Source organism: Croceifilum oryzae (assembly GCF_030814315.1).
In the GTDB taxonomy this organism is placed as follows: domain Bacteria; phylum Bacillota; class Bacilli; order Thermoactinomycetales; family Thermoactinomycetaceae; genus Baia; species Baia oryzae.
This window is the reverse complement of sequence record NZ_JAUSUV010000010.1, coordinates 25,534-45,847: the sequence shown is the minus strand read 5'-3', so window position 1 is coordinate 45,847 and position 20,314 is coordinate 25,534. Positions and strand designations below refer to the sequence as shown.

Here is a 20,314-nt window from a genome sequence, read left to right as displayed (position 1 = left end):
TTGAAGGAGGTAGTTAGCGATGGCCAAGAAAGTCTTTAGAGTGGTCAAGCTACAAATCCCTGCTGGAAAAGCTAACCCAGCACCACCTGTTGGACCAGCTCTCGGAGCAGCTGGTGTTAACATCATGGGATTCTGTAAAGAATTTAATGCTCGTACTGCTGATCAAGCAGGTATGATCATTCCTGTGGAGATTACCGTATTTGAAGATCGTTCATTCACCTTCATTACGAAAACTCCGCCGGCTGCTATTCTCTTGAAAAAAGCTGCTGGAATCGAATCCGGTTCTGGAGAGCCTAACAAGAAAAAAGTAGCAACTGTTAAACGCGACAAAGTACGCGAAATTGCTGAAACAAAAATGCCGGACCTAAACGCAGCTGATATTGAAGGCGCTATGCGTATGGTAGAAGGCACTGCCCGTAGCATGGGGATCGTCATCGAAGACTAATAAACGTCTTCGTTGCCTAGGCTTTCTGCCACGATTGTCTAGGTAAGTGGGAGGATCATCCGTTACAACCACGAAGGGAGGAATTGAAGTGGCTAAACATGGTAAAAAGTATTTAGAAGCTACCAAGAAAGTAGACCGTTTCAAACAATACGATGTAGCCGAAGCGCTTACTCTCGTAAAAGAACTTTCTACAGCTAAATTTGATGAGACTGTTGAAGCTGCATTCCGCTTAGGTATTGATACCAAAAAAGCAGATCAACAAGTGAGAGGTGCTGTTGTGCTACCGCATGGTACTGGTAAAACACAACGCGTACTTGTTTTTGCTAAAGGTGAGAAAGCAAAAGAAGCTGAACTCGCTGGAGCGGACTATGTAGGTGATGAGGATCTCATCAACAAAATCCAACAAGGTTGGTTCGAATTCGATGTTGTTGTTGCAACTCCTGATATGATGGGTCAAGTAGGTCGTTTGGGTCGTGTACTCGGACCAAAAGGGCTTATGCCAAACCCAAAAACAGGCACAGTAACATTTGAAGTCGAAAAAGCAATCAACGAGATCAAAGCAGGTAAAATCGAGTACCGTGGAGATAAAGCAGGTATCATTCATGCTCCAATCGGAAAGGTTTCCTTCACAGAAACACAACTCGCTGAAAACTTGCAAGCTCTTTCTGATGCTCTTACAAAAGCGAAACCAGCGGCTGCGAAAGGCACGTACATGAGAAGTGTAACAGTTTCCTCGACCATGGGTCCTGGGGTGTCTGTAAACGCACTTCGTCTTTCCAATCGTTAATAAATAGATCTGGCTTTTATTTGACAAAGGCTTACAGTTTCTTGTAAACTGATAAAGCTGATTGAAATCGAATAGAACCGTAGACAGTAGGAGTGCGCTGGAAGCACTTAATGTTTCCTACCGAGGTGTTTTTTTAATAAAACCCTTGGCCTTCGACTGTCTACGAAGGCTTTTCTTTTTCCTACAACTCTTTAAGGAGGTGTCCCCTATGTCCAAAGCAGTTGAACAGAAAAAACTTGTGGTAGCTGATATCGTTTCTAAGCTAGATCGTAGTAAAACGATTGTAGTTGCTGACTACCGCGGTTTAACTGTAAAACAAACAAACGAACTTCGTAAAGAATTGCGTGAGGCTGGTGTAGAACTTCAAGTTCTGAAAAACACAATGACTCGTCGTGCTTCCGAGCAAGTTGGTTTGAGTGAACTTGGTGAGTACTTGACTGGTCCAAGCGCAGTTGCGTTTAGCTACGACGATGTTGTAGCACCGGCTCGTGTTCTTCATAAGTTTGCAAAAGATAACAAAGCGTTGGAGATTAAAGGTGGCGTAGTAGAGGGGAAAGTAGTTGGCTTAGAAGACATCGAAGCTCTTGCTGAACTTCCATCTCGCGAAGGTCTTCTTTCCATGCTTCTCTCTGTTATGCAAGCTCCAGTCCGCAATTTTGCACTTGCTGTTAAAGCAGTTGCAGATAAAGATGGAGAAGCTCCAGAAGCTACTGAGGCGTAAGGGTATTTTCCTTCACTCAAATGTGATTGACGCATAATCAAACTTTATTGATAAATTTACTGGGAGGTATACTCAATGTCTAAAGAACAAATCATTGAAGCGATCAAAACTATGAGCGTTCTAGAATTGAACGATCTTGTAAAAGCAATTGAAGAAGAATTTGGTGTAACTGCAGCAGCACCTATGGTAATGGGTGGCGGAGCAGTAGCAGCTGAAGCAGCAGCTCAAACTGAATTCGATGTAATCCTAACAAGCGCTGGTAACAGCAAAATCAACGTAATCAAAGCAGTTCGTGAAATCACAGGTCTTGGCTTAAAAGAAGCAAAAGCACTTGTTGATGGAACACCTGCACCAGTTAAAGAAGCAGTTAGCGAAGAAGATGCTAATGCTATCAAAGCAAAACTAGAAGAAGCTGGTGCTAACGTAGAAGTTAAGTAATTAACTTTTCGTTCCGGTTTGGCCCGTCGTCATCGGTCGGCGGGTCATTTCTATATAGGAGGCTGTCTAAATGAGTGATCATTACTACTCGAAAAGTCCTACCTCTAAAAAAGAGGATCGCGATTTTGAAGTGATGATTCGAGGAGAAAAGTTGTCCTTTCAGACAGATGCAGGCGTATTTTCGAAGAAGGGGCTAGACTTTGGCAGTCGATTTTTGATTGAGTCGGTAGACCTAAGAGGGGCAAGACATATACTTGATTTAGGTTGTGGCTATGGCCCGATTGGTTTATCAATCGCAAAAATGAATCCTAACATCCAAGTTACGATGGTAGACATAAACGAACGTGCTATTGAGCTGGCGAAGAAGAATGCTGTATACAATCGACTCTCTGAGCGTGTAAACATTTTCGTTAGTGATAGATTTGAAAAAGTAGCTGACACCAAGTTTGACTGTATTTTGCTTAATCCACCGATTCGAACAGGGAAGGCTGTTATTTATCAGATGTTTGCTGAAGCAAAGGATCATTTAAATGACGCTGGTTCGTTTTGGATTGTGATTCGAAAGCAGCAAGGTGCAGAGTCAGCATGTACAGAATTACATGATCTCTTTCCATCTGTGGAAGTAGTGGAGCGAAAAAAAGGATACTGGGTAATTCGAGCTGGTTTCTGAGAAAATTTGTAAACATCGTTGACAAACGAAATCGGCCTGTGCTAGTGTTATAAAATGCAGAAAGTCTAGTTTAGATGATATTTCCTGCATTTTTTTGTGTCATTACAGGAAAACTAGTGAGATTTGTTTAAATATGGAAATCACTGGTTAAGATAGGAAAATAGACTACTTTATAGTTAAAAATGTGGTAATTCGACCCATTTTTCTTTTTTCGCTTTTATCCTTAGTACGCAACAGATTGCGTCTGGATCCGAGGGGGGAATTTGTTTGGCTGGTAAACTTGTCCAGTACGGTCGGCGGCAGCGAAGAAGTTATGCCCGCATTGAAGAGGTACTAGAATTACCCAACCTTATTGAAATTCAACAAAAATCCTACGAATGGTTCCTAGAGGAAGGTCTTCGTGAGATGTTTCATGACATTTCACCGATCGAAGACTTTACGAAAAACCTTGTATTGGAGTTTGTTGACTACAATTTGGGAGAGCCCAAGTACAATGTAGAACAAGCGAAAGATAATCAAGTCACCTATTCAGCTCCACTCCGTGTAAAAGTTCGTCTGATCAACAAAGAAACAGGCGAAGTGAAGGAGCAGGAAGTATTCATGGGTGATTTCCCGCTCATGACTGAAACGGGTACGTTTATTTACAACGGAGCGGAACGTGTCATTGTCAGCCAGTTGGTTCGTTCACCTAGTGTGTATTATAACACGAAAGTCGACAAAAACGGTAAGCCAACTTACACAGCTACAGTGATTCCGAATCGCGGTGCATGGCTGGAGTTGGAAACCGACGCGAAGGATATTATTTATGTGCGAATCGATCGTACAAGAAAAATTCCTGTGACGGTTCTTTTGCGTGCATTAGGCTTTAGTTCTGATGCTGAGATCATCGATCTATTAGGTGATGATGAGTATGTACGCAATACATTAGATAAAGACAACACTGGTAACACTGAAAAAGCGTTAATCGAAATCTATGAGCGTCTTCGTCCAGGTGAACCACCAACGGCAGATAATGCTCGTAGTCTTCTATTCTCTCGTTTCTTTGATCCAAAACGCTATGACTTAGCAAGCGTAGGTCGTTACAAGATGAATAAGAAGTTACACATTAAGAATCGCTTATTAAATAAAAAGCTAGCCGAAGCAATCGCTGATCCTGAAACGGGTGAGATTTTAGCAGAAGCAGGCACAGTACTTGAGCGTCGAGTTCTTGATAAATTATTACCTGCTTTAACAGGCGAGAGCCCATACGGTCTAACAGAGACGACTGTACGTGGTGGAGTACCTGATGAAGGTCCGATCCATTTACAATCGATTCATATTTTCTCTCCAATTGATGAAGAGAAAGTGATTAAAGTGATTTCCAATGCAGAAATTGATATGTCTGTGAAAAATATCACACCTGCTGATATCATCTCATCGATTAACTACTTTGTTAACCTCTTACATCGTGTAGGAGATACCGATGATATCGATCACTTAGGAAATCGTCGTCTCCGTTCTGTTGGAGAGCTATTGCAGAATCAGTTCCGCATCGGTTTATCTCGTATGGAGCGTGTGGTTCGTGAACGGATGTCCATTCAGGATGCCAATGCGATCACACCGCAAGCATTGATCAATATCCGTCCTGTTATTGCTTCGATCAAAGAATTCTTTGGTTCTAGCCAGTTGTCTCAATTTATGGACCAAACCAATCCATTGGCTGAATTGACTCATAAACGTCGTCTATCAGCACTTGGACCTGGTGGTTTGACTCGTGAGCGTGCGGGCTTCGAAGTTAGAGACGTCCACCATTCTCACTATGGTCGTATGTGTCCGATTGAAACTCCGGAGGGTCCAAATATTGGTTTGATCAACTCCTTATCAAGCTTTGCTCGTATTAACAACTATGGCTTTATTGAAACGCCATATCGTCGGGTGAATCCAGATACGAACCAAGTAACAGAAGAAATCCATTATCTGACTGCAGATGAAGAGGATAACTACTATGTAGCTCAGGCAAATGCAGAGATTGATGGAGAAGGTAATTTCCTCTCACCTGGGGTTATCACTCGTTACCGTGATGAGCTTCTGACGGTTACGAAAGATAGAATCGATTATATGGACGTATCTCCAAAACAAGTAGTTTCGGTAGCGACAGCGTGTATTCCGTTCTTGGAAAACGATGACTCCAACCGTGCTTTGATGGGTTCTAACATGCAGCGCCAAGCGGTACCATTATTGGTTCCTGAATCTCCATTTATCGGTACAGGTATGGAGCATAAAGCAGCGGCAGACTCTGGTGTTATGATCCTAGCGAAGAATCCGGGTACGATTGAGCGTGTTACGGCTAACGAGATTTGGGTTCGTAAAGAGCAAGTATTGGATGGTCGTCTTGTTAAAGGTGACTTGGATAAATATAAATTGACCAAGTTTTCTCGTTCTAACCAAGGTACTTGTATCAACCAACGACCTGTAGTCAGTAGAGGTGAGAAAGTACTAAAAGGTGCTGTTCTAGCTGATGGTCCATCTACCGAACAAGGAGAAATGGCTCTTGGTCGAAACGTTGTCGTAGCCTTTATGACTTGGGAAGGTTACAACTACGAGGATGCGATTCTCTTAAGTGAGAAACTAGTAAAAGAGGATGTCTATACTTCGATCCATATTGAGAAATATGAATCAGAAGCAAGAGACACCAAGCTAGGTCCAGAGGAAATCACGCGTGATATTCCAAACGTTGGTGAAGATGCTTTGCGGAATCTGGACGAGCGTGGAATTGTTCGTGTCGGTGCTGAGATTAAAGTAGGAGATATCTTAGTAGGGAAAGTAACTCCAAAAGGGGTAACGGAACTTACTGCGGAAGAGCGTCTTTTGCATGCAATCTTTGGCGAGAAGGCACGTGAAGTTCGCGATACTTCACTCCGCGTACCACACGGTCAAGACGGAATTATCGTGGATGTAAAAGTGTTCACTCGTGAAAACGGTGATGAACTACCACCAGGTGTAAATCAACTTGTACGTGTTTACATCGCGCAGAAACGTAAGATCTCTGAAGGGGATAAGATGGCGGGGCGTCATGGTAACAAAGGTGTTATCTCACGGATTATGCCGGAAGAAGATATGCCGTTCTTGCCAGATGGTACACCTGTACAAATCGTCTTAAATCCTCTGGGCGTTCCTTCGCGGATGAATATCGGACAAGTCTTGGAAGTCCATCTCGGTATGGCGGCGAAGTCACTCGGTCTTCATATGGCGACTCCAGTATTTGACGGAGCTCGTGAAAACGAGGTATTTGATGCCTTAGAAGAGTCTGGTGCAGACCGCGATGGAAAGACGATGTTGTACGATGGACGAACAGGTGAAGCTTTTGAAAACCGTGTCACAGTTGGGGTCATGTATATGATCAAACTTGCGCACATGGTTGATGATAAGATCCATGCTCGTTCAACGGGTCCATACTCTCTCGTTACTCAACAACCATTGGGTGGTAAAGCTCAATTTGGGGGTCAGCGTTTCGGGGAGATGGAGGTATGGGCGCTCGAAGCATACGGTGCGGCGTACACATTACAAGAAATCTTGACTGTGAAGTCGGATGATGTAGTGGGTCGTGTGAAGACGTATGAAGCGATTGTCAAGGGTGAAAATGTGCCAGAACCTGGTGTTCCTGAATCATTCAAAGTACTGATCAAAGAACTTCAATCTCTCGGTATGGATGTAAAAATTCTCGCTGAAAACGAAGAAGAAATCGAAATGCGTGAGTTGGACGAAGATGATGAGCCAGGCAATGAAAGGCTTCACTTTGATCTAGAAAATAATGATGAAGGACCTCGGTCCGTTTCGTAGTCCTAGATGTGGAGAGGGGAGCTTGTAAGCATCGCTTCTCCGGCTAGGAGGAACCCAGAGGGAGGAATGCCCACATGCTCGATGTGAATAACTTTGAGTCTATGAAGATCGGTCTGGCCTCGCCAGAAAAAATCCGTTCTTGGTCTCGTGGTGAGGTTAAGAAGCCAGAAACAATTAACTACCGTACATTAAAGCCTGAAAAAGAGGGGCTTTTCTGTGAGAAAATCTTTGGTCCTACGAAGGACTGGGAGTGTCACTGTGGGAAGTACAAACGCGTTCGTTATAAAGGCGTTGTCTGTGACCGTTGTGGTGTAGAGGTAACCAGACAAAAAGTCCGTCGCGAACGTATGGGGCACATTGAATTAGCTGCGCCTGTTTCCCATATCTGGTACTTCAAAGGAATTCCTAGCCGTATGGGTCTTGTTCTCGATATGTCTCCACGTTCTTTGGAAGAAGTAATCTACTTTGCTTCCTATGTGGTTGTCGATCCAGGTCAAACCCCACTTGAAAAGAAGCAACTTCTATCTGAGAAAGAATTCCGTAGTTATCGTGAGAAATATGGTAGCTCTTTCGTAGCGAAGATGGGAGCAGAAGCGATTCGCCGTCTGCTTGCTGATATCGATCTCACGAAAGAAGTGGATAGTCTCAAAGAAGAGTTGACGACAGCTCAAGGACAGCGTCGGAATCGTGCTGTAAAACGTTTGGAAGTACTAGAGGCATTCCGTAGTTCTGGTAACAGACCAGACTGGATGGTTCTCGATGTATTGCCTGTTATTCCACCAGAACTGCGCCCGATGGTGCAATTAGATGGAGGACGTTTTGCAACATCTGACTTGAATGATCTCTATCGTCGTGTGATCAACCGTAATAACCGTCTGAAACGCTTGCTTGATCTGGGAGCGCCTGATATCATCGTTCAGAACGAAAAACGGATGCTTCAAGAAGCAGTAGACGCACTGATTGATAATGGTCGTCGTGGTCGTCCTGTAACAGGTCCTGGTAACCGTCCATTGAAATCTCTTTCTCATATGTTAAAAGGGAAACAAGGTCGTTTCCGTCAGAACTTGCTTGGGAAGCGTGTAGACTACTCTGGTCGTTCCGTAATCGTTGTAGGGCCGAATCTAAAGATGTATCAATGCGGCCTTCCAAAAGAGATGGCACTAGAGCTCTTTAAACCATTCGTAATGAAAGAGTTAGTCGCAAAAGGTCTTGCTCATAACATTAAGAGTGCAAAAAGAAAAGTAGAACGAGTTCATCCAGAAGTATGGGACGTTTTAGAGGAAGTTATTCGTGAACATCCTGTTCTTTTGAACCGTGCACCTACACTTCACCGTCTTGGAATTCAAGCATTTGAACCGATCTTAGTTGAAGGTCGTGCGATTCGTCTACATCCACTCGTATGTACTGCGTATAACGCGGACTTCGATGGTGACCAAATGGCGGTTCACGTACCATTATCTGCAGAAGCTCAAGCGGAAGCTCGCTTACTGATGCTAGCGGCGCAAAATATCTTGAACCCAAAAGACGGCAAACCTGTCGTAACCCCTTCTCAGGACATGGTTTTAGGTTGTTACTATCTGACCATGCAAAAGGAAGGCGAAAAGGGCGAAGGCTCTGTTTTCCAATCGATTGCAGAAGCCATTAACGCTTATCAACATGGATATGTAACGTTGCATAGCCGTATTGCGATTCCGGCGAAAACATTGAAGAAAACCTCTTTTACAGAAGCGCAAGAGGGAGCATTACTAGTAACGACTCCTGGTAAGTTGATCTTCAACGAAGTTTTCCCAGAAGAATTCCCGTATATCAATGAGCCTGGTAAAAAGAACTTTGTTCAAACAAGTGATGGGCACTTTATGTTTGAAAAAGGTACGAATGTTCGTGAGTTTATTCAATCACTACCAGATCCAGGTGCATTACGGAAAAAGGATATGGGTGCTATTATCGCAGAATGTTTCCGCCGTTTTGGAACGATGATGACTTCTGTCATTCTAGATAAAGTGAAACAGCTTGGGTACACTTACTCCACACGTGCGGGCATCACGATGGCTGTATCGGATGTAAACGTTCCTGCTGCGAAATACGATATCTTGAAAGAAGCAGATCAACAGGTAGATGCGGTTGTGAAGCAGTATCGCCGTGGTCTCATTACCGATGATGAGCGTTATGAACGTGTTATCTCCATCTGGAGTAAGACAAAAGATCGTGTGACCGAAGTCTTGATGAAGAACATGGGTAAATATAACCCGATCTTTATGATGGCGAACTCCGGCGCGCGGGGTAACGTATCACAGATTACCCAGCTTGCGGGTATGCGCGGACTTATGGCGAACCCGGCTGGTAAAATTATTGAGCGTCCGATTCGTACGAACTTCCGTGAAGGCTTGACCGTATTAGAGTACTTTATCTCTACTCACGGAGCGCGGAAAGGTTTGGCGGATACCGCCCTTCGTACAGCTGACTCTGGTTACCTTACTCGTCGTCTTGTAGACGTGGCTCAGGATGTCATTGTTCGTGAAAACGACTGTGGAACGGACCGTGGTCAACGAGTATCTCGCATTCATGATGGCAACGAGATCATTGAGGAGTTATTTGACCGTATCGTGGGTCGTACAGCTTTTGAGACAGTTAAACACCCAGGTGATGGCCATGTGATTGTGGATCGTAACGAATTGATTACCGAAGAACATGCTGAAGAAATTGTAGAGGCTGGTATCGAGAAAGTAGTCATTCGTGCTGTTCTAAGTTGCCGTACCAAGCATGGGGTTTGTAAGAAATGTTATGGACGTAACTTGGCACTTGGCACACAGGTGGAGATCGGTGAAGCGGTCGGAATCATCGCGGCTCAATCGATTGGTGAGCCTGGAACTCAGTTGACCATGCGTACCTTCCATACTGGTGGGGTAGCGGGTGATGATATTACGCAAGGTTTGCCTCGTATCCAAGAGCTATTTGAAGCTCGTAATCCAAAAGGTCAAGCTGTTATCAGTGAGATCACAGGTAAAGTAACGGATATCCGTGAGGTAAAAGATCGTCGTGAAGTAGAAGTGGAAAATGATGTGGAAAGCAAAACACACTTGATTCCGTATGGTTCTAGACTTCGTGTATCGGTTGGCGATGAAGTTAAGTTTGGTGATGAGCTTACTGAAGGTTCGATTGATCCAAAAGAATTACTTCGTGTCAAAGGCGTACATGGTGTTCAAAGCTATATCTTGCAAGAGGTACAAAAAGTATACCGCTTACAAGGGGTAGAAATTAACGACAAGCACGTCGAGGTTATGATTCGTCAGATGATGAGAAAAGTACGGATTACGGATGCAGGTCAAACGGTTCTTCTACCAGGTTCTGTGGTAGATATACATGAATTTGAAGCTGCAAACCGTGATGTACTTCTACGTGGCGAAGAGCCTGCTGTTGCTCGTCCACTCTTGCTAGGTATTACGAAAGCTTCTCTTGAAACTGAATCCTTCTTGTCGGCTGCTTCTTTCCAAGAGACGACCCGTGTTCTAACAGATGCGGCAATCAAAGGAAAAGTGGACCGCTTGCTAGGTCTGAAAGAGAATGTTATTATCGGTAAGCTTGTTCCTGCTGGTACCGGTATGTCTCGTTACCGCAATTTACAAGTGAAGATGGCAAATGAAGTAAATGATCTTCAAGCGTCTGATTCCGTGCTTATCGATTAGATTCGATAGAAATACAATCTTGTTGACATTGTCAATAACGGGTGGTAAGATACACTCGTGTGCTTGGAACGTTTCACTTTGGAGGGCTGATGATTTGATGTCTTATGAAAAAGTGAAAGTAGCAAAAGCAATGGCGATTGGAACCAAGCAAACGAAAAAGGCCGTTGAGAATTTGTCTGCTGTAGAAGTGTTTGTAGCAGATGATGCAGATCAAAAGATTCAGCTCTTGATCTCCTCAATATGTCAGGCTCGGGGAATCCCTGTTGTGCGCGTACTCTCGATGAGAGAGCTAGGTAAAGCGTGTGGCATCGATGTTGGTGCAGCAACAGTAGCGATTTGCAAATAACGATGAAACACTTGAGATAAATTGGGTCGAACTGCATGTATCCTAGGCAATCATGCAGTTCGTCTCCACTTATTTGTTCTCATGTATGTTTTTTACTCTTCTACGATCCGCCTGGATCTGTGGGCTTATAAGATAAGTAAGGGGGTGCCAAGAGATGCCAACAATTAATCAGTTGATTCGTAAAGGTCGTACTGACAAAGTGAGAAAGTCAAAATCTCCAGCTCTTCAGTACACTTACAACAGCATGAAAAAGGCCATTGTACCACAAAATTCTCCACAAAAACGTGGCGTTTGTACTCGTGTTGGTACGATGACTCCAAAAAAACCAAACTCCGCGTTGCGTAAATATGCTCGTGTGCGTTTGACAAACGGTACAGAGGTAACTGCTTACATCCCGGGAATCGGTCACAACTTGCAAGAGCATAGTGTTGTACTGATCCGTGGTGGTCGTGTAAAAGACTTACCGGGTGTACGTTACCATATTGTACGTGGTGCGCTTGATACTGCGGGTGTAAACAACCGTAATCAAAGTCGTTCCAAGTATGGTACAAAGCGTCCTAAGAAATAATTTTTATTTACCACTTAGAATAACTACTATAAGAAGGAGGGAAAAGCATGCCACGTAAAGGCCCAGTACCTCGCCGTGATGCACTTCCAGATCCAATATACAACAGCAAGTTGGTTACTCGTTTAGTCAACCGTCTGATGTACGATGGAAAAAAAGGAAAAGCGCAAACTATTTTGTATGATGCTTTTAACCTAATCCAACAACGTTCTGGTAATGACCCGATGGAAGTTTTTGAGCAAGCTCTTAAAAACGTAATGCCAGTACTTGAAGTAAAAGCTCGCCGTGTAGGTGGTTCTAACTATCAAGTACCAATCGAGGTAAAACCAGAGCGTCGTACAAGCCTTGGACTACGCTGGTTGGTAAGTTATGCACGTCTGCGTAACGAAAAAACCATGGAAGAACGCTTGGCGAATGAAATTCTTGATGCAGCAAACAATTCTGGTTCTGCTGTGAAGAAAAAAGAAGATGTTCACCGTATGGCGGAAGCAAACCGCGCGTTTGCACATTACCGCTGGTAATTATATTTTTTATCTGTCTGACAGATGAAGGGAGAAATTTCAGATGGCACGTGAGTTCTCCTTAAAAGATACACGTAATATTGGAATCATGGCTCATATTGATGCTGGTAAAACCACTACTACTGAGCGTGTTCTTTTCTATACCGGTCGCGTACACAAAATTGGTGAGGTGCACGAAGGTGCAGCTACTATGGACTGGATGGAGCAAGAACAAGAGCGCGGAATTACGATTACTTCCGCTGCTACCACTGCACAGTGGGATGGCCATCGTATCAACATTATTGATACTCCTGGTCACGTGGATTTTACCGTTGAGGTTGAGCGTTCCCTACGTGTACTCGACGGAGCTGTAGGTGTATTCTGCGCTAAAGGTGGCGTAGAACCACAGTCTGAAACTGTATGGCGTCAAGCTGACCGTTATGGTGTTCCTCGTCTTGCTTATGTAAACAAGATGGACATCTTGGGAGCTGACTTCTACGGTGCAGTAGAGCAAATGCGTGAGCGCCTTGGTGCAAACGCAGTACCAATTCAACTTCCAATTGGTTCTGAAGATAAGTTCCTTGGAATCGTTGACTTGGTAAAGATGAAAGCAATGATTTATACCGACGACTTGGGAACCACCTCTGAATCAGGTGAAATCCCAGCTGAGTTGAAGGATAAAGCAGACGAGTATCGTACGATACTTATAGAAGCTGTAGCAGAACTTGACGAAGCACTAATGGAGAAGTACTTGGAAGGTGAAGAGTTCACTGAAGAGGAAATTGTAAATGCACTTCGTAAAGGTACATGTGAAGTACAAATTACACCTGTTACCTGTGGTTCTTCCTACAAAAACAAAGGGGTTCAACCTTTGTTGGATGCAGTAGTGGCTTACCTCCCATCTCCACTTGATGTTCCTGCGATCCAAGGTCAGTTGCCAGATGGCACTGAAGCAGTTCGTGAATCAAGCGATGAAGAGCCATTCTCCGCTCTTGCATTTAAAATCATGACAGACCCATATGTAGGGAAACTTACATTCTTCCGCGTTTACTCTGGTACATTAGAGTCTGGATCTTATGTTCTTAACTCTACAAAAGACAAGCGTGAACGTGTGGGTCGTATCCTTCAGATGCATGCGAACTCTCGTGAAGAGATCAGCAAAGTATATGCTGGAGACATCGCAGCGGCAGTAGGTCTTAAAGATACTACTACTGGTGAAACTCTCTGTGATGAGAAAAATACGATCGTTCTTGAATCTATGGAATTCCCTGATCCAGTAATCGAGATCGCAATCGAGCCTAAATCGAAAAGCGATCAAGATAAGATGTCGGTTGCTTTGACCAAACTTGCTGAAGAAGACCCAACCTTCAAGGCTTGGACTCATGAAGAAACAGGTCAAACCATCATCGCTGGTATGGGAGAGCTTCACTTAGACATTATCGTAGACCGTATGAAACGTGAATTTAAAGTAGAGGCGAACATTGGTGCACCTCAAGTAGCTTATAAAGAAACGTTCCGTGGTTCTGCGAAAGTAGAAGCTAAGTACGTGAAACAATCTGGTGGTAAAGGTCAATACGGTCACGTTTGGGTTGAGTTTGAACCTATGGAACCGGGCGAAGGCTTCGAGTTCGTTAACAAAATCGTTGGTGGATCGATTCCTCGTGAGTACATCCCTGCGGTTCAAGCTGGTATCGAAGAGTCTATGAAAAATGGTGTTGTCGCTGGATTCCCATTAGTAGACGTTCGTGCTAGACTTGTAGATGGTTCTTACCATGATGTTGACTCTTCTGAGATGGCGTTTAAGATCGCTGGATCGATGGCGCTAAAAGCTGCAAAATCTAAGTGTAACCCTGTTATTCTTGAACCGATGATGAAAGTTGAAGTAACGGTTCCTGAAGAGCACATGGGTGACATCATGGGTGATGTTAGCTCTCGTCGTGGACGAGTAGAAGGTATGGATGCTCGTGGTAATGCTCAAGTAGTACGCGGTATGGTTCCTTTGTCTGAGATGTTTGGTTATGTAAATAGCCTACGTTCTCGTACACAAGGCCGTGGTACTTTCTCTATGGTATTTAGCCATTATGAAGAAGTTCCAAAGCATGTCGCGGAAGAAATTATTAAAAAAGCTTCTGGTAACTAATTTAACAAGAACCTGGTAGAGTGTCACCCCGATCACTTTACCAGATTCCTATATATCTTTTTACCAAAACCAAATCAAAACCAAAAATACTTATTTCCTTATCTGAGGAGGAATTTATCATGGCAAAAGCCAAGTTCGAACGGAATAAGCCACACGTTAACATTGGTACTATTGGTCACGTTGACCACGGTAAAACAACATTGACTGCTGCAATCACAACTGTATTGGCTCAAAAAGGTGGAGCAACTGCTACCGCTTACGACCAAATCGATAAAGCACCAGAAGAGCGTGAGCGTGGTATCACCATCTCTACTGCACACGTAGAGTATGAAACAGACAACCGTCACTATGCACACGTTGACTGCCCAGGACATGCTGACTATGTGAAAAACATGATCACAGGTGCTGCGCAAATGGACGGAGCGATCCTAGTTGTTTCCGCAGCTGATGGTCCAATGCCACAAACTCGTGAGCATATCTTGCTATCTCGCCAAGTAGGCGTACCTTACATCGTTGTATTCATGAACAAAGTGGACATGGTTGACGATGAAGAGCTATTAGAACTCGTTGAAATGGAAATTCGTGAACTTCTTTCTGAGTACGAATTCCCAGGCGATGACATCCCAGTAGTAAAAGGATCTGCTCTAAAAGCACTTCAAGATCCAAGTAGCGAGTGGGCTGAGCGTATCGTTGAATTGATGAGCGAAGTAGATGCTTACATCCCAGAACCAGAACGTGCTACAGACAAGCCTTTCTTGATGCCAGTAGAGGACGTATTCACCATTACTGGTCGTGGTACTGTTGCTACAGGTCGTGTAGAGCGTGGAACCATTAAAGTGGGCGACGAGATCGAAATCATCGGTCTTACTGAAACTCGTAAATCCATCGTAACGGGTGTTGAGATGTTCCGTAAACTTCTTGACTCCGCAGTTGCAGGTGACAACGTAGGTGCTCTTCTTCGTGGTGTAGACCGCAAAGATATCGCTCGTGGTCAAGTACTTGCTAAAACTGGTTCTGTGAAACCACATACCAAGTTTAAAGCACAAGTATACGTATTGAGCAAAGAAGAGGGCGGACGTCACACTCCATTCTTCTCTAACTATCGTCCACAATTCTATTTCCGTACAACTGACGTAACTGGTGTTATCCAGCTTCCAGAAGGTACTGAAATGTGTATGCCTGGAGACAACATCGAAATGACTGTTGAGCTTATCGCTCCAATCGCTATCGAAGATGGTACACGTTTCGCGATCCGCGAAGGTGGACGTACTGTTGGTGCTGGTGCAGTAACAACAATCATCGAGTAGTCTTCGCTTCGTTAGATTGCTTGACTATCTTTATAAGAAAAAAGCCTTACGGTCTGATCCGGACAGACTGTAAGGCTTTTTTTGTATGTAAAAATAGGTGAGTGGAAGGGTCAAATGACATTTCCATTTGCATTTTATTCTCATATGATACAAGCGAACAATGAAAGTATTAGTTAAAGCTAAGAAGTAGAAGTGTGCCCTTTATGTTCAAATATCGTAACAGGGGGAGTTTGTAAAATGGCTCACTTGGTGGACATCCGATATCATCAGTATGGAAGCACGACACCTGGAGGCTCTTCTACGCAAATTTCTACAAGCCCAACTGCTCCAACACGAGTGGCAACGGTTAGATTTCCTTTAGTTTGTGGAACAAGCCTAGTCGAATTAGATGGAATTATTCATGTTAATAATGATAATACCAATGCGACGGACACTCAGTTTGTAACGGTTGAAATTAGAAGAGGCGCTACGCTTATTTATCAATCCAATATTGAGATTGATGATGAAGTGGTAGATGACTACACGTTTGTCACATTTAAACATATTGACCCACTACACGTAAGGTGCATGGATGATGTTGTCTATACGCTAAGTATTCACTCCAATGTAACCAATATGTTTTTCCACACACCTGTTAACCTTACAGCAAAAAGATATTTAGTTGATAGTAACGCACGGTAAGGATTTATTTACGATCTAGATGCAGAATAGATAAGAAGAGCCTTACCGTCTATCCGGATAGACGGTAAGGCTCTTTACATTTAGCTATGCATTCGAGTGCTTCATTTAACTGCATAGCGTTTTATTCTGCTAAAGCATATATTTGGGTTTTTGAAAGAGATAAGCTCCATATCCAACTAAACCGAGGCTTAGAACAGAGCAAGAAGCAAAAGTGATTAGGATGTCCGATAGTCCTGCGCTTTGGTGAAGGATCTCGTAAAGAACGGCATGCACATTCCAGACGGGGATCCAGAACAAATAATTAGGTAGTTGGGAACCCGTTTGCTGTACGATAACAAAAGTTCCTGCCATAACCAACATCATGAGCGGACTGAGATAGTTTTGAGCTTCTTTAAAGCTACGGGCAAATGTACTAGTAATAAGTAATAACGCGGATATGACGAGTACATAGAAGAGTATGCAAAGTGCAAAGCCGGCTAGCGGAATGGCTCCAATGGAAGTTAGCTGATCGAGTTGAATGGCTGGTTTTGATAAGTATGGCTGAATTCCAAGTAGCGAGCCAACAGAGATCAGAGTTGTAACCATAATCATTCCCGTAACACCGATCCATTTTCCAACCCATAACTTCCAAGCTTCAATAGGTAATCCAAGTAGAGAAACAATCGTTCTACGCTCCTTCTCCCCAGCAATAGAGTCGATTGCAATCATCATTCCACCGGTAAGCGGTGCGATTCCGATTAGAAGCGAGATTAAATAGAATCCAGAGAAAATGTTCGGTGCACCTTCAGCTAGCTTTATTTTTAGCTTAGGTAACTCGGAAGGAGAGATGTTTTTCTGGATGAGGTATTGTTGTAGGAGTTGTTGGTCGATATGGGACTGGATAACCGTTTTGTATCCAGAGTCATCAGGGATATCTAAGATCCACTCTTTAGGCGATCCCGATTGATCGAGTCCTACTCCTAGATATGCTGTTAGATCTCCTTGCTTCATGAGCTTTTTTGCTTCTTCGGGTGCCATTGTTTTTAGCTTAAATCCAACTGCTGACTTCTGTATAGCTGATTGTAGGTCGACCGGTACTTGTGAGCTAACGCCGATTTCGATTTTCGGTTCATCGGAAGATTGCATGCGATCCATTAATAGGAAAATTCCTGGGATTAGTAATAGTGGGATTAAGATGGACATCCAGAGTGTTCGTTTATCTCGAAATTGCTCCATTAATTCTTTCTTCGCAATGTGCCACATTAGCTTCATGATGAAACTCCTCCTTGAATCCAACTTCGCAGGATATCCCGTAAGCTATCTGTTTGAAACTCTTGATAGAGACTGGGAATCGTCCCGTTATAAATCATTTTCCCTTGTGATAGGGTGATGATTTTATCTGTTAAATGAGTAACTTCCTCTAAGATATGAGTGGAGAAGAGGATCGTTTTGCCTGATTGTTGTAGCGATTTGACTAAGTCTTGAAACGCAAGGGATGCAGCGATGTCGAGTCCTGTGGTTGGCTCATCAAAAAGTAGATAATCCGGATTGTGAATAAGTGTTCGTAGGATAGCGGTTTTCTGCAAGTTTCCTTTGGAGAGATCTCCTGCTTTTTTGTGAAGGTGCGGGGTAAGTAGGAGTTGTTCAGCCCATTCATCGATTCGTCTACGAGCCACAGAATCAGTAACTTCATAGAATTTTGCAAAGTATAAGACGTTTTCATAAGCTGTTAAACGGTGATAAAGTCCAGAGTCATTACCAAATAGGAGTCCGATTCGTTTTTTGCAAGCAATTGGATTTTGGGATAGGTCTTGTCCTCCTATTTGAATTGAGCCAGAAGTAGGTGTAATCAATCCTGTTAAAAGTTGAAAGAGAGTAGACTTCCCTGCTCCATTCTCCCCCAATAATGCAATTAATTCTCCTGAGTGTATGGAGATATCAATATTTTGTAAAGCTTTAGTAGAACCGTAGTGCTTGGATAGCCCCGCAGTCTGAATAGCGATGTTTTGTGCCATTGTGTTTCCTCCTGATAGTCTCTGATAAAGTATAGGGTCTATATATTTATATATAGAATACAGCAATAAGCTGTCAAATAAATCAGAAGGTTGATAAATAATTACTAAAAAGTATTGACAATAAAGTGTATGTCATCATATCATACACATATAGATAGTGTGTGGTGTGTAACCATACTCTATATACAATATAACATACAAAGATGCGGTGAGGCTTATGGAGACTCGTGTTGTCGGTTCCTATCGCTTTATTCTCGATTTTTCACAACCGATCTACGAGCAACTAGTACAACAGTTCCGTCAGATGTTAGCAAAAGGAGAGATCGAGTTGGGCAGTAAACTTCCTTCTGTTCGTGATTTTGCAGTACAGATGAAAATCAATCCGAGTACAGTAGTAAGGGCTTATCAGGAATTAGAAAGAGATGGGCTCTGCGAGAAGAGGCGTGGTCAGGGGACGTTTATCACTTCTTCTGCTGATCAAGTTGCGGGGTTGCGAAGAGAGATGGCGGAGAATGCACTAGAGTCGTTTGTTGAGGTTTTAAAGATACTAGGTGTTACTCAAGAAGAGGCACAGAAAATGATTGCGGGGGTGGAATGGAAATGATGGATGCTGCGATTCGTTTTCACGGAGTAGGAAAATCTTTTAAGAAGAAGCGTGTTTTAGACAATATCTCCTTTTCGATTCCTAAAGGCGAGGTTTATGGGATCTTAGGGGAAAACGGCGCGGGTAAATCGACCATGCTGAAAATGATGGCAAATCTATGTCTGCCAGATCAAGGAGGGATTGAAGTATTAGGACAAAAACCTAGTTGGGAATTATATCAGAAAATAGCATACTTATCGGATCGTGCAAAGTGGTACAGCGACTATACAGTAGAAGAGGCACTGCAGTATGGAAAGAATTTTTATCCTGATTTCCAAATGGACAGAGCAGAAGAGTTGGTAGAGTTTTTTAAACTAGATAGGAGGTTGTTAGGAAAAGAGATGTCGAAAGGCCAAGAGGCCCGATTGCAATTTCTACTCTGCTTCTCTCGTGATGTGGAGCTAATGTTGTTAGATGAGCCTTTTTCAGGAATCGACTTAATTACTCGAGAGAAAATGATTGAGCTGATCATTGAAAGTATCATGGAAAGAAAGTTAACATTGGTGATTACGACGCATGAGATCGATGAAGTAGAAGGACTTCTAAATAGAGTCTCTTTCGTAAAGGATACGAAGATTGTAGTAGAAGGAGAAGTAGAAGAATTGCGTCTTAAGAGCGGTTCTCTAAAAGAACTTTATCGGGAGGTATATGCATGAGTACTTTTTTCAAACTGGTACGACATGAGATGAAATTTCCAGCCATCTCCACCTTATTCGTAACCAAGCTTATGTCGCTCATTACACTTGTGGTTTTCTTGGGCCTTACAATCGGTATTGTAATGGGTTTAGAAAATGGCTTGGATAATTTCCAATACTTTAATCAAACTTTCAATGGAATTATGTTTGTTGCTTTTGGAATGGGAATGGGTTTTATAAATAAGGAATTTCAGAAAAATACCGCTTCGTGGTGGCTAACGCTCCCCTATCCTAGAGAGCTTCTCTATCGAGCAAAGCTTCTTTCAATCATGATGTACTATCTATATGTATACTTCTATAGTTATCTCATTATCAAAGCCTCCATCATTGTAGCGATAACGTGTACGGGGAAATGGAGTCAATTTTCGTTAAGTAATGTTTTCCATAATGATGTGATTTTCTTCCTGACTAGTTTTCTAGGTGCTATGCTATTGGGGACTTATGCTATCTGTATTATGTTGTTTACAAAAAAGTTTAAAGCGGTTTCCGTCCTTCTGTGGGTTCCTTTCGGCCTTCTTGCTGGTTTCATGATGCCTAACCTCCTTATGGAAATGGTGATGCCAGCCGCAAACGGAGAATCAATTTCTGTACCAATCCATTTATTGATCGGGTCACCCATTCTTACAATACTGCTTTACGCTTTTGGTGTTCATCTATTGAAGAAACATACGAATCTCTAAACGCGTTACTCAAGGAGCATTTTCAGCTACCAATTTTTTCAAATTCCCTTGCTATCCCCACTTATATTTGATAAAATATCTCCTGCAGTCTTCTCTATAACTTTAATTACAACGCTTCGCTTACATCATAGAATTTACCTATTAGACAGATGCTTTTTTTCCTTGCATCTGTTTTATATTTTCTATATAATAGCGAATGT

18 protein-coding genes and 1 other annotated feature are annotated in these 20,314 nt (G+C 43.0%); of the genes, 16 read left to right on the top strand and 2 right to left on the bottom strand.

Going from position 1 to position 20,314, the window contains the following annotated elements; genetic code table 11:
• Positions 1-19 precede the first annotated feature (19 nt).
• From rplK to J2Z48_RS11805, 13 genes are all read left to right on the top strand, one after another.
• The gene (gene rplK / locus J2Z48_RS11865) at positions 20-445 is read left to right on the top strand and encodes a 50S ribosomal protein L11 (protein ID WP_307253797.1); all 426 of its coding nucleotides are present in this window, start codon (positions 20-22) and stop codon (positions 443-445) included.
• Between the two features lie 46 nt (positions 446-491).
• Positions 492-1,232, top strand: coding sequence for a 50S ribosomal protein L1 (gene rplA / locus J2Z48_RS11860; protein WP_307253795.1), 741 nt, complete (start codon positions 492-494; stop codon positions 1,230-1,232).
• Positions 1,233-1,291: 59 nt separating this feature from the next.
• Positions 1,292-1,417: a sequence feature (ribosomal protein L10 leader region), on the top strand.
• A gap of 23 nt (positions 1,418-1,440) precedes the next feature.
• On the top strand, positions 1,441-1,953 hold the full coding sequence (gene rplJ / locus J2Z48_RS11855) for a 50S ribosomal protein L10 (protein ID WP_307253792.1): 513 nt from the start codon (positions 1,441-1,443) through the stop codon (positions 1,951-1,953).
• A gap of 75 nt (positions 1,954-2,028) precedes the next feature.
• A complete protein-coding gene (gene rplL, locus J2Z48_RS11850; protein WP_307253790.1) occupies positions 2,029-2,391 on the top strand; it encodes a 50S ribosomal protein L7/L12 in 363 nt (120 codons plus the stop codon).
• Positions 2,392-2,461: 70 nt separating this feature from the next.
• Entirely contained in the window at positions 2,462-3,061 is a 600-nt protein-coding gene (locus tag J2Z48_RS11845) for a class I SAM-dependent methyltransferase (protein WP_307253788.1), read from the top strand.
• 267 nt (positions 3,062-3,328) lie between these two features.
• The gene (gene rpoB, locus J2Z48_RS11840) at positions 3,329-6,880 is read left to right on the top strand and encodes a DNA-directed RNA polymerase subunit beta (protein ID WP_307253787.1); all 3,552 of its coding nucleotides are present in this window, start codon (positions 3,329-3,331) and stop codon (positions 6,878-6,880) included.
• Between the two features lie 74 nt (positions 6,881-6,954).
• Positions 6,955-10,563: a DNA-directed RNA polymerase subunit beta' gene (gene rpoC, locus J2Z48_RS11835; protein WP_307253786.1), complete on the top strand. Its 3,609-nt coding sequence runs from the start codon at positions 6,955-6,957 to the stop codon at positions 10,561-10,563.
• A 97-nt stretch (positions 10,564-10,660) separates the two neighbouring features.
• A complete protein-coding gene (locus tag J2Z48_RS11830; protein ID WP_307253929.1) occupies positions 10,661-10,909 on the top strand; it encodes a ribosomal L7Ae/L30e/S12e/Gadd45 family protein in 249 nt (82 codons plus the stop codon).
• Positions 10,910-11,063: 154 nt separating this feature from the next.
• Positions 11,064-11,477, top strand: coding sequence for a 30S ribosomal protein S12 (gene rpsL / locus J2Z48_RS11825; protein ID WP_307253785.1), 414 nt, complete (start codon positions 11,064-11,066; stop codon positions 11,475-11,477).
• A 47-nt stretch (positions 11,478-11,524) separates the two neighbouring features.
• On the top strand, positions 11,525-11,995 hold the full coding sequence (gene rpsG, locus J2Z48_RS11820; RefSeq protein ID WP_131848657.1) for a 30S ribosomal protein S7: 471 nt from the start codon (positions 11,525-11,527) through the stop codon (positions 11,993-11,995).
• A gap of 43 nt (positions 11,996-12,038) precedes the next feature.
• The gene (gene fusA / locus J2Z48_RS11815) at positions 12,039-14,114 is read left to right on the top strand and encodes an elongation factor G (RefSeq protein ID WP_307253784.1); all 2,076 of its coding nucleotides are present in this window, start codon (positions 12,039-12,041) and stop codon (positions 14,112-14,114) included.
• A 119-nt stretch (positions 14,115-14,233) separates the two neighbouring features.
• On the top strand, positions 14,234-15,421 hold the full coding sequence (gene tuf / locus J2Z48_RS11810; protein ID WP_307253782.1) for an elongation factor Tu: 1,188 nt from the start codon (positions 14,234-14,236) through the stop codon (positions 15,419-15,421).
• A 237-nt stretch (positions 15,422-15,658) separates the two neighbouring features.
• Positions 15,659-16,102 (top strand): hypothetical protein, encoded by a 444-nt coding sequence (locus J2Z48_RS11805; RefSeq protein WP_307253780.1) that lies wholly within the window; start codon positions 15,659-15,661, stop codon positions 16,100-16,102.
• Positions 16,103-16,231: 129 nt separating this feature from the next.
• Here the strand turns inward: J2Z48_RS11805 and J2Z48_RS11800 are convergent, their stop codons facing one another.
• Both J2Z48_RS11800 and J2Z48_RS11795 read right to left on the bottom strand, forming a co-directional pair.
• Positions 16,232-17,353 (bottom strand): ABC transporter permease, encoded by a 1,122-nt coding sequence (locus J2Z48_RS11800; protein ID WP_307253779.1) that lies wholly within the window; start codon positions 17,351-17,353, stop codon positions 16,232-16,234.
• A complete protein-coding gene (locus J2Z48_RS11795; RefSeq protein WP_307253777.1) occupies positions 17,350-18,096 on the bottom strand; it encodes an ABC transporter ATP-binding protein in 747 nt (248 codons plus the stop codon). The genes J2Z48_RS11800 and J2Z48_RS11795 overlap by 4 nt, the downstream gene beginning before the upstream one ends.
• A 217-nt stretch (positions 18,097-18,313) precedes the next feature.
• Here J2Z48_RS11795 and J2Z48_RS11790 point away from each other — a divergent pair, with 217 nt between their 5' ends.
• Genes J2Z48_RS11790 through J2Z48_RS11780 form a run of 3 tightly spaced genes read left to right on the top strand, consistent with a single transcriptional unit; the run spans position 18,314 to position 20,114 of the window.
• Positions 18,314-18,700, top strand: coding sequence for a GntR family transcriptional regulator (locus J2Z48_RS11790; RefSeq protein WP_307253776.1), 387 nt, complete (start codon positions 18,314-18,316; stop codon positions 18,698-18,700).
• Positions 18,697-19,395 carry an ABC transporter ATP-binding protein gene (locus J2Z48_RS11785; protein WP_307253775.1) on the top strand — a complete coding sequence of 233 codons (699 nt, stop codon included), beginning with the start codon at positions 18,697-18,699 and terminating at the stop codon, positions 19,393-19,395. Before J2Z48_RS11790 ends, J2Z48_RS11785 begins: the two co-directional genes overlap by 4 nt.
• The gene (locus tag J2Z48_RS11780; RefSeq protein ID WP_307253773.1) at positions 19,392-20,114 is read left to right on the top strand and encodes a hypothetical protein; all 723 of its coding nucleotides are present in this window, start codon (positions 19,392-19,394) and stop codon (positions 20,112-20,114) included. Before J2Z48_RS11785 ends, J2Z48_RS11780 begins: the two co-directional genes overlap by 4 nt.
• Positions 20,115-20,314 lie beyond the last annotated feature (200 nt).

What these genes read in the sequence shown, in the direction of transcription:
- tuf (WP_307253782.1), top strand. Translation starts at nt 14,234, where the DNA reads ATGGCAAAAGCCAAGTTCGAACGGAATAAGCCACACGTTAACATTGGT.
- J2Z48_RS11830 (WP_307253929.1), top strand. Translation starts at nt 10,661, where the DNA reads ATGTCTTATGAAAAAGTGAAAGTAGCAAAAGCAATGGCGATTGGAACC.
- J2Z48_RS11800 (WP_307253779.1), bottom strand. Translation starts at nt 17,353, where the DNA reads ATGAAGCTAATGTGGCACATTGCGAAGAAAGAATTAATGGAGCAATTT.
- J2Z48_RS11785 (WP_307253775.1), top strand. Translation starts at nt 18,697, where the DNA reads ATGATGGATGCTGCGATTCGTTTTCACGGAGTAGGAAAATCTTTTAAG.
- rpsL (WP_307253785.1), top strand. Translation starts at nt 11,064, where the DNA reads ATGCCAACAATTAATCAGTTGATTCGTAAAGGTCGTACTGACAAAGTG.
- rplL (WP_307253790.1), top strand. Translation starts at nt 2,029, where the DNA reads ATGTCTAAAGAACAAATCATTGAAGCGATCAAAACTATGAGCGTTCTA.
- J2Z48_RS11780 (WP_307253773.1), top strand. Translation starts at nt 19,392, where the DNA reads ATGAGTACTTTTTTCAAACTGGTACGACATGAGATGAAATTTCCAGCC.
- J2Z48_RS11805 (WP_307253780.1), top strand. Translation starts at nt 15,659, where the DNA reads ATGGCTCACTTGGTGGACATCCGATATCATCAGTATGGAAGCACGACA.
- J2Z48_RS11845 (WP_307253788.1), top strand. Translation starts at nt 2,462, where the DNA reads ATGAGTGATCATTACTACTCGAAAAGTCCTACCTCTAAAAAAGAGGAT.
- rplK (WP_307253797.1), top strand. Translation starts at nt 20, where the DNA reads ATGGCCAAGAAAGTCTTTAGAGTGGTCAAGCTACAAATCCCTGCTGGA.
- rpoC (WP_307253786.1), top strand. Translation starts at nt 6,955, where the DNA reads ATGCTCGATGTGAATAACTTTGAGTCTATGAAGATCGGTCTGGCCTCG.
- rplJ (WP_307253792.1), top strand. Translation starts at nt 1,441, where the DNA reads ATGTCCAAAGCAGTTGAACAGAAAAAACTTGTGGTAGCTGATATCGTT.
- rpsG (WP_131848657.1), top strand. Translation starts at nt 11,525, where the DNA reads ATGCCACGTAAAGGCCCAGTACCTCGCCGTGATGCACTTCCAGATCCA.
- J2Z48_RS11790 (WP_307253776.1), top strand. Translation starts at nt 18,314, where the DNA reads ATGGAGACTCGTGTTGTCGGTTCCTATCGCTTTATTCTCGATTTTTCA.
- J2Z48_RS11795 (WP_307253777.1), bottom strand. Translation starts at nt 18,096, where the DNA reads ATGGCACAAAACATCGCTATTCAGACTGCGGGGCTATCCAAGCACTAC.
- fusA (WP_307253784.1), top strand. Translation starts at nt 12,039, where the DNA reads ATGGCACGTGAGTTCTCCTTAAAAGATACACGTAATATTGGAATCATG.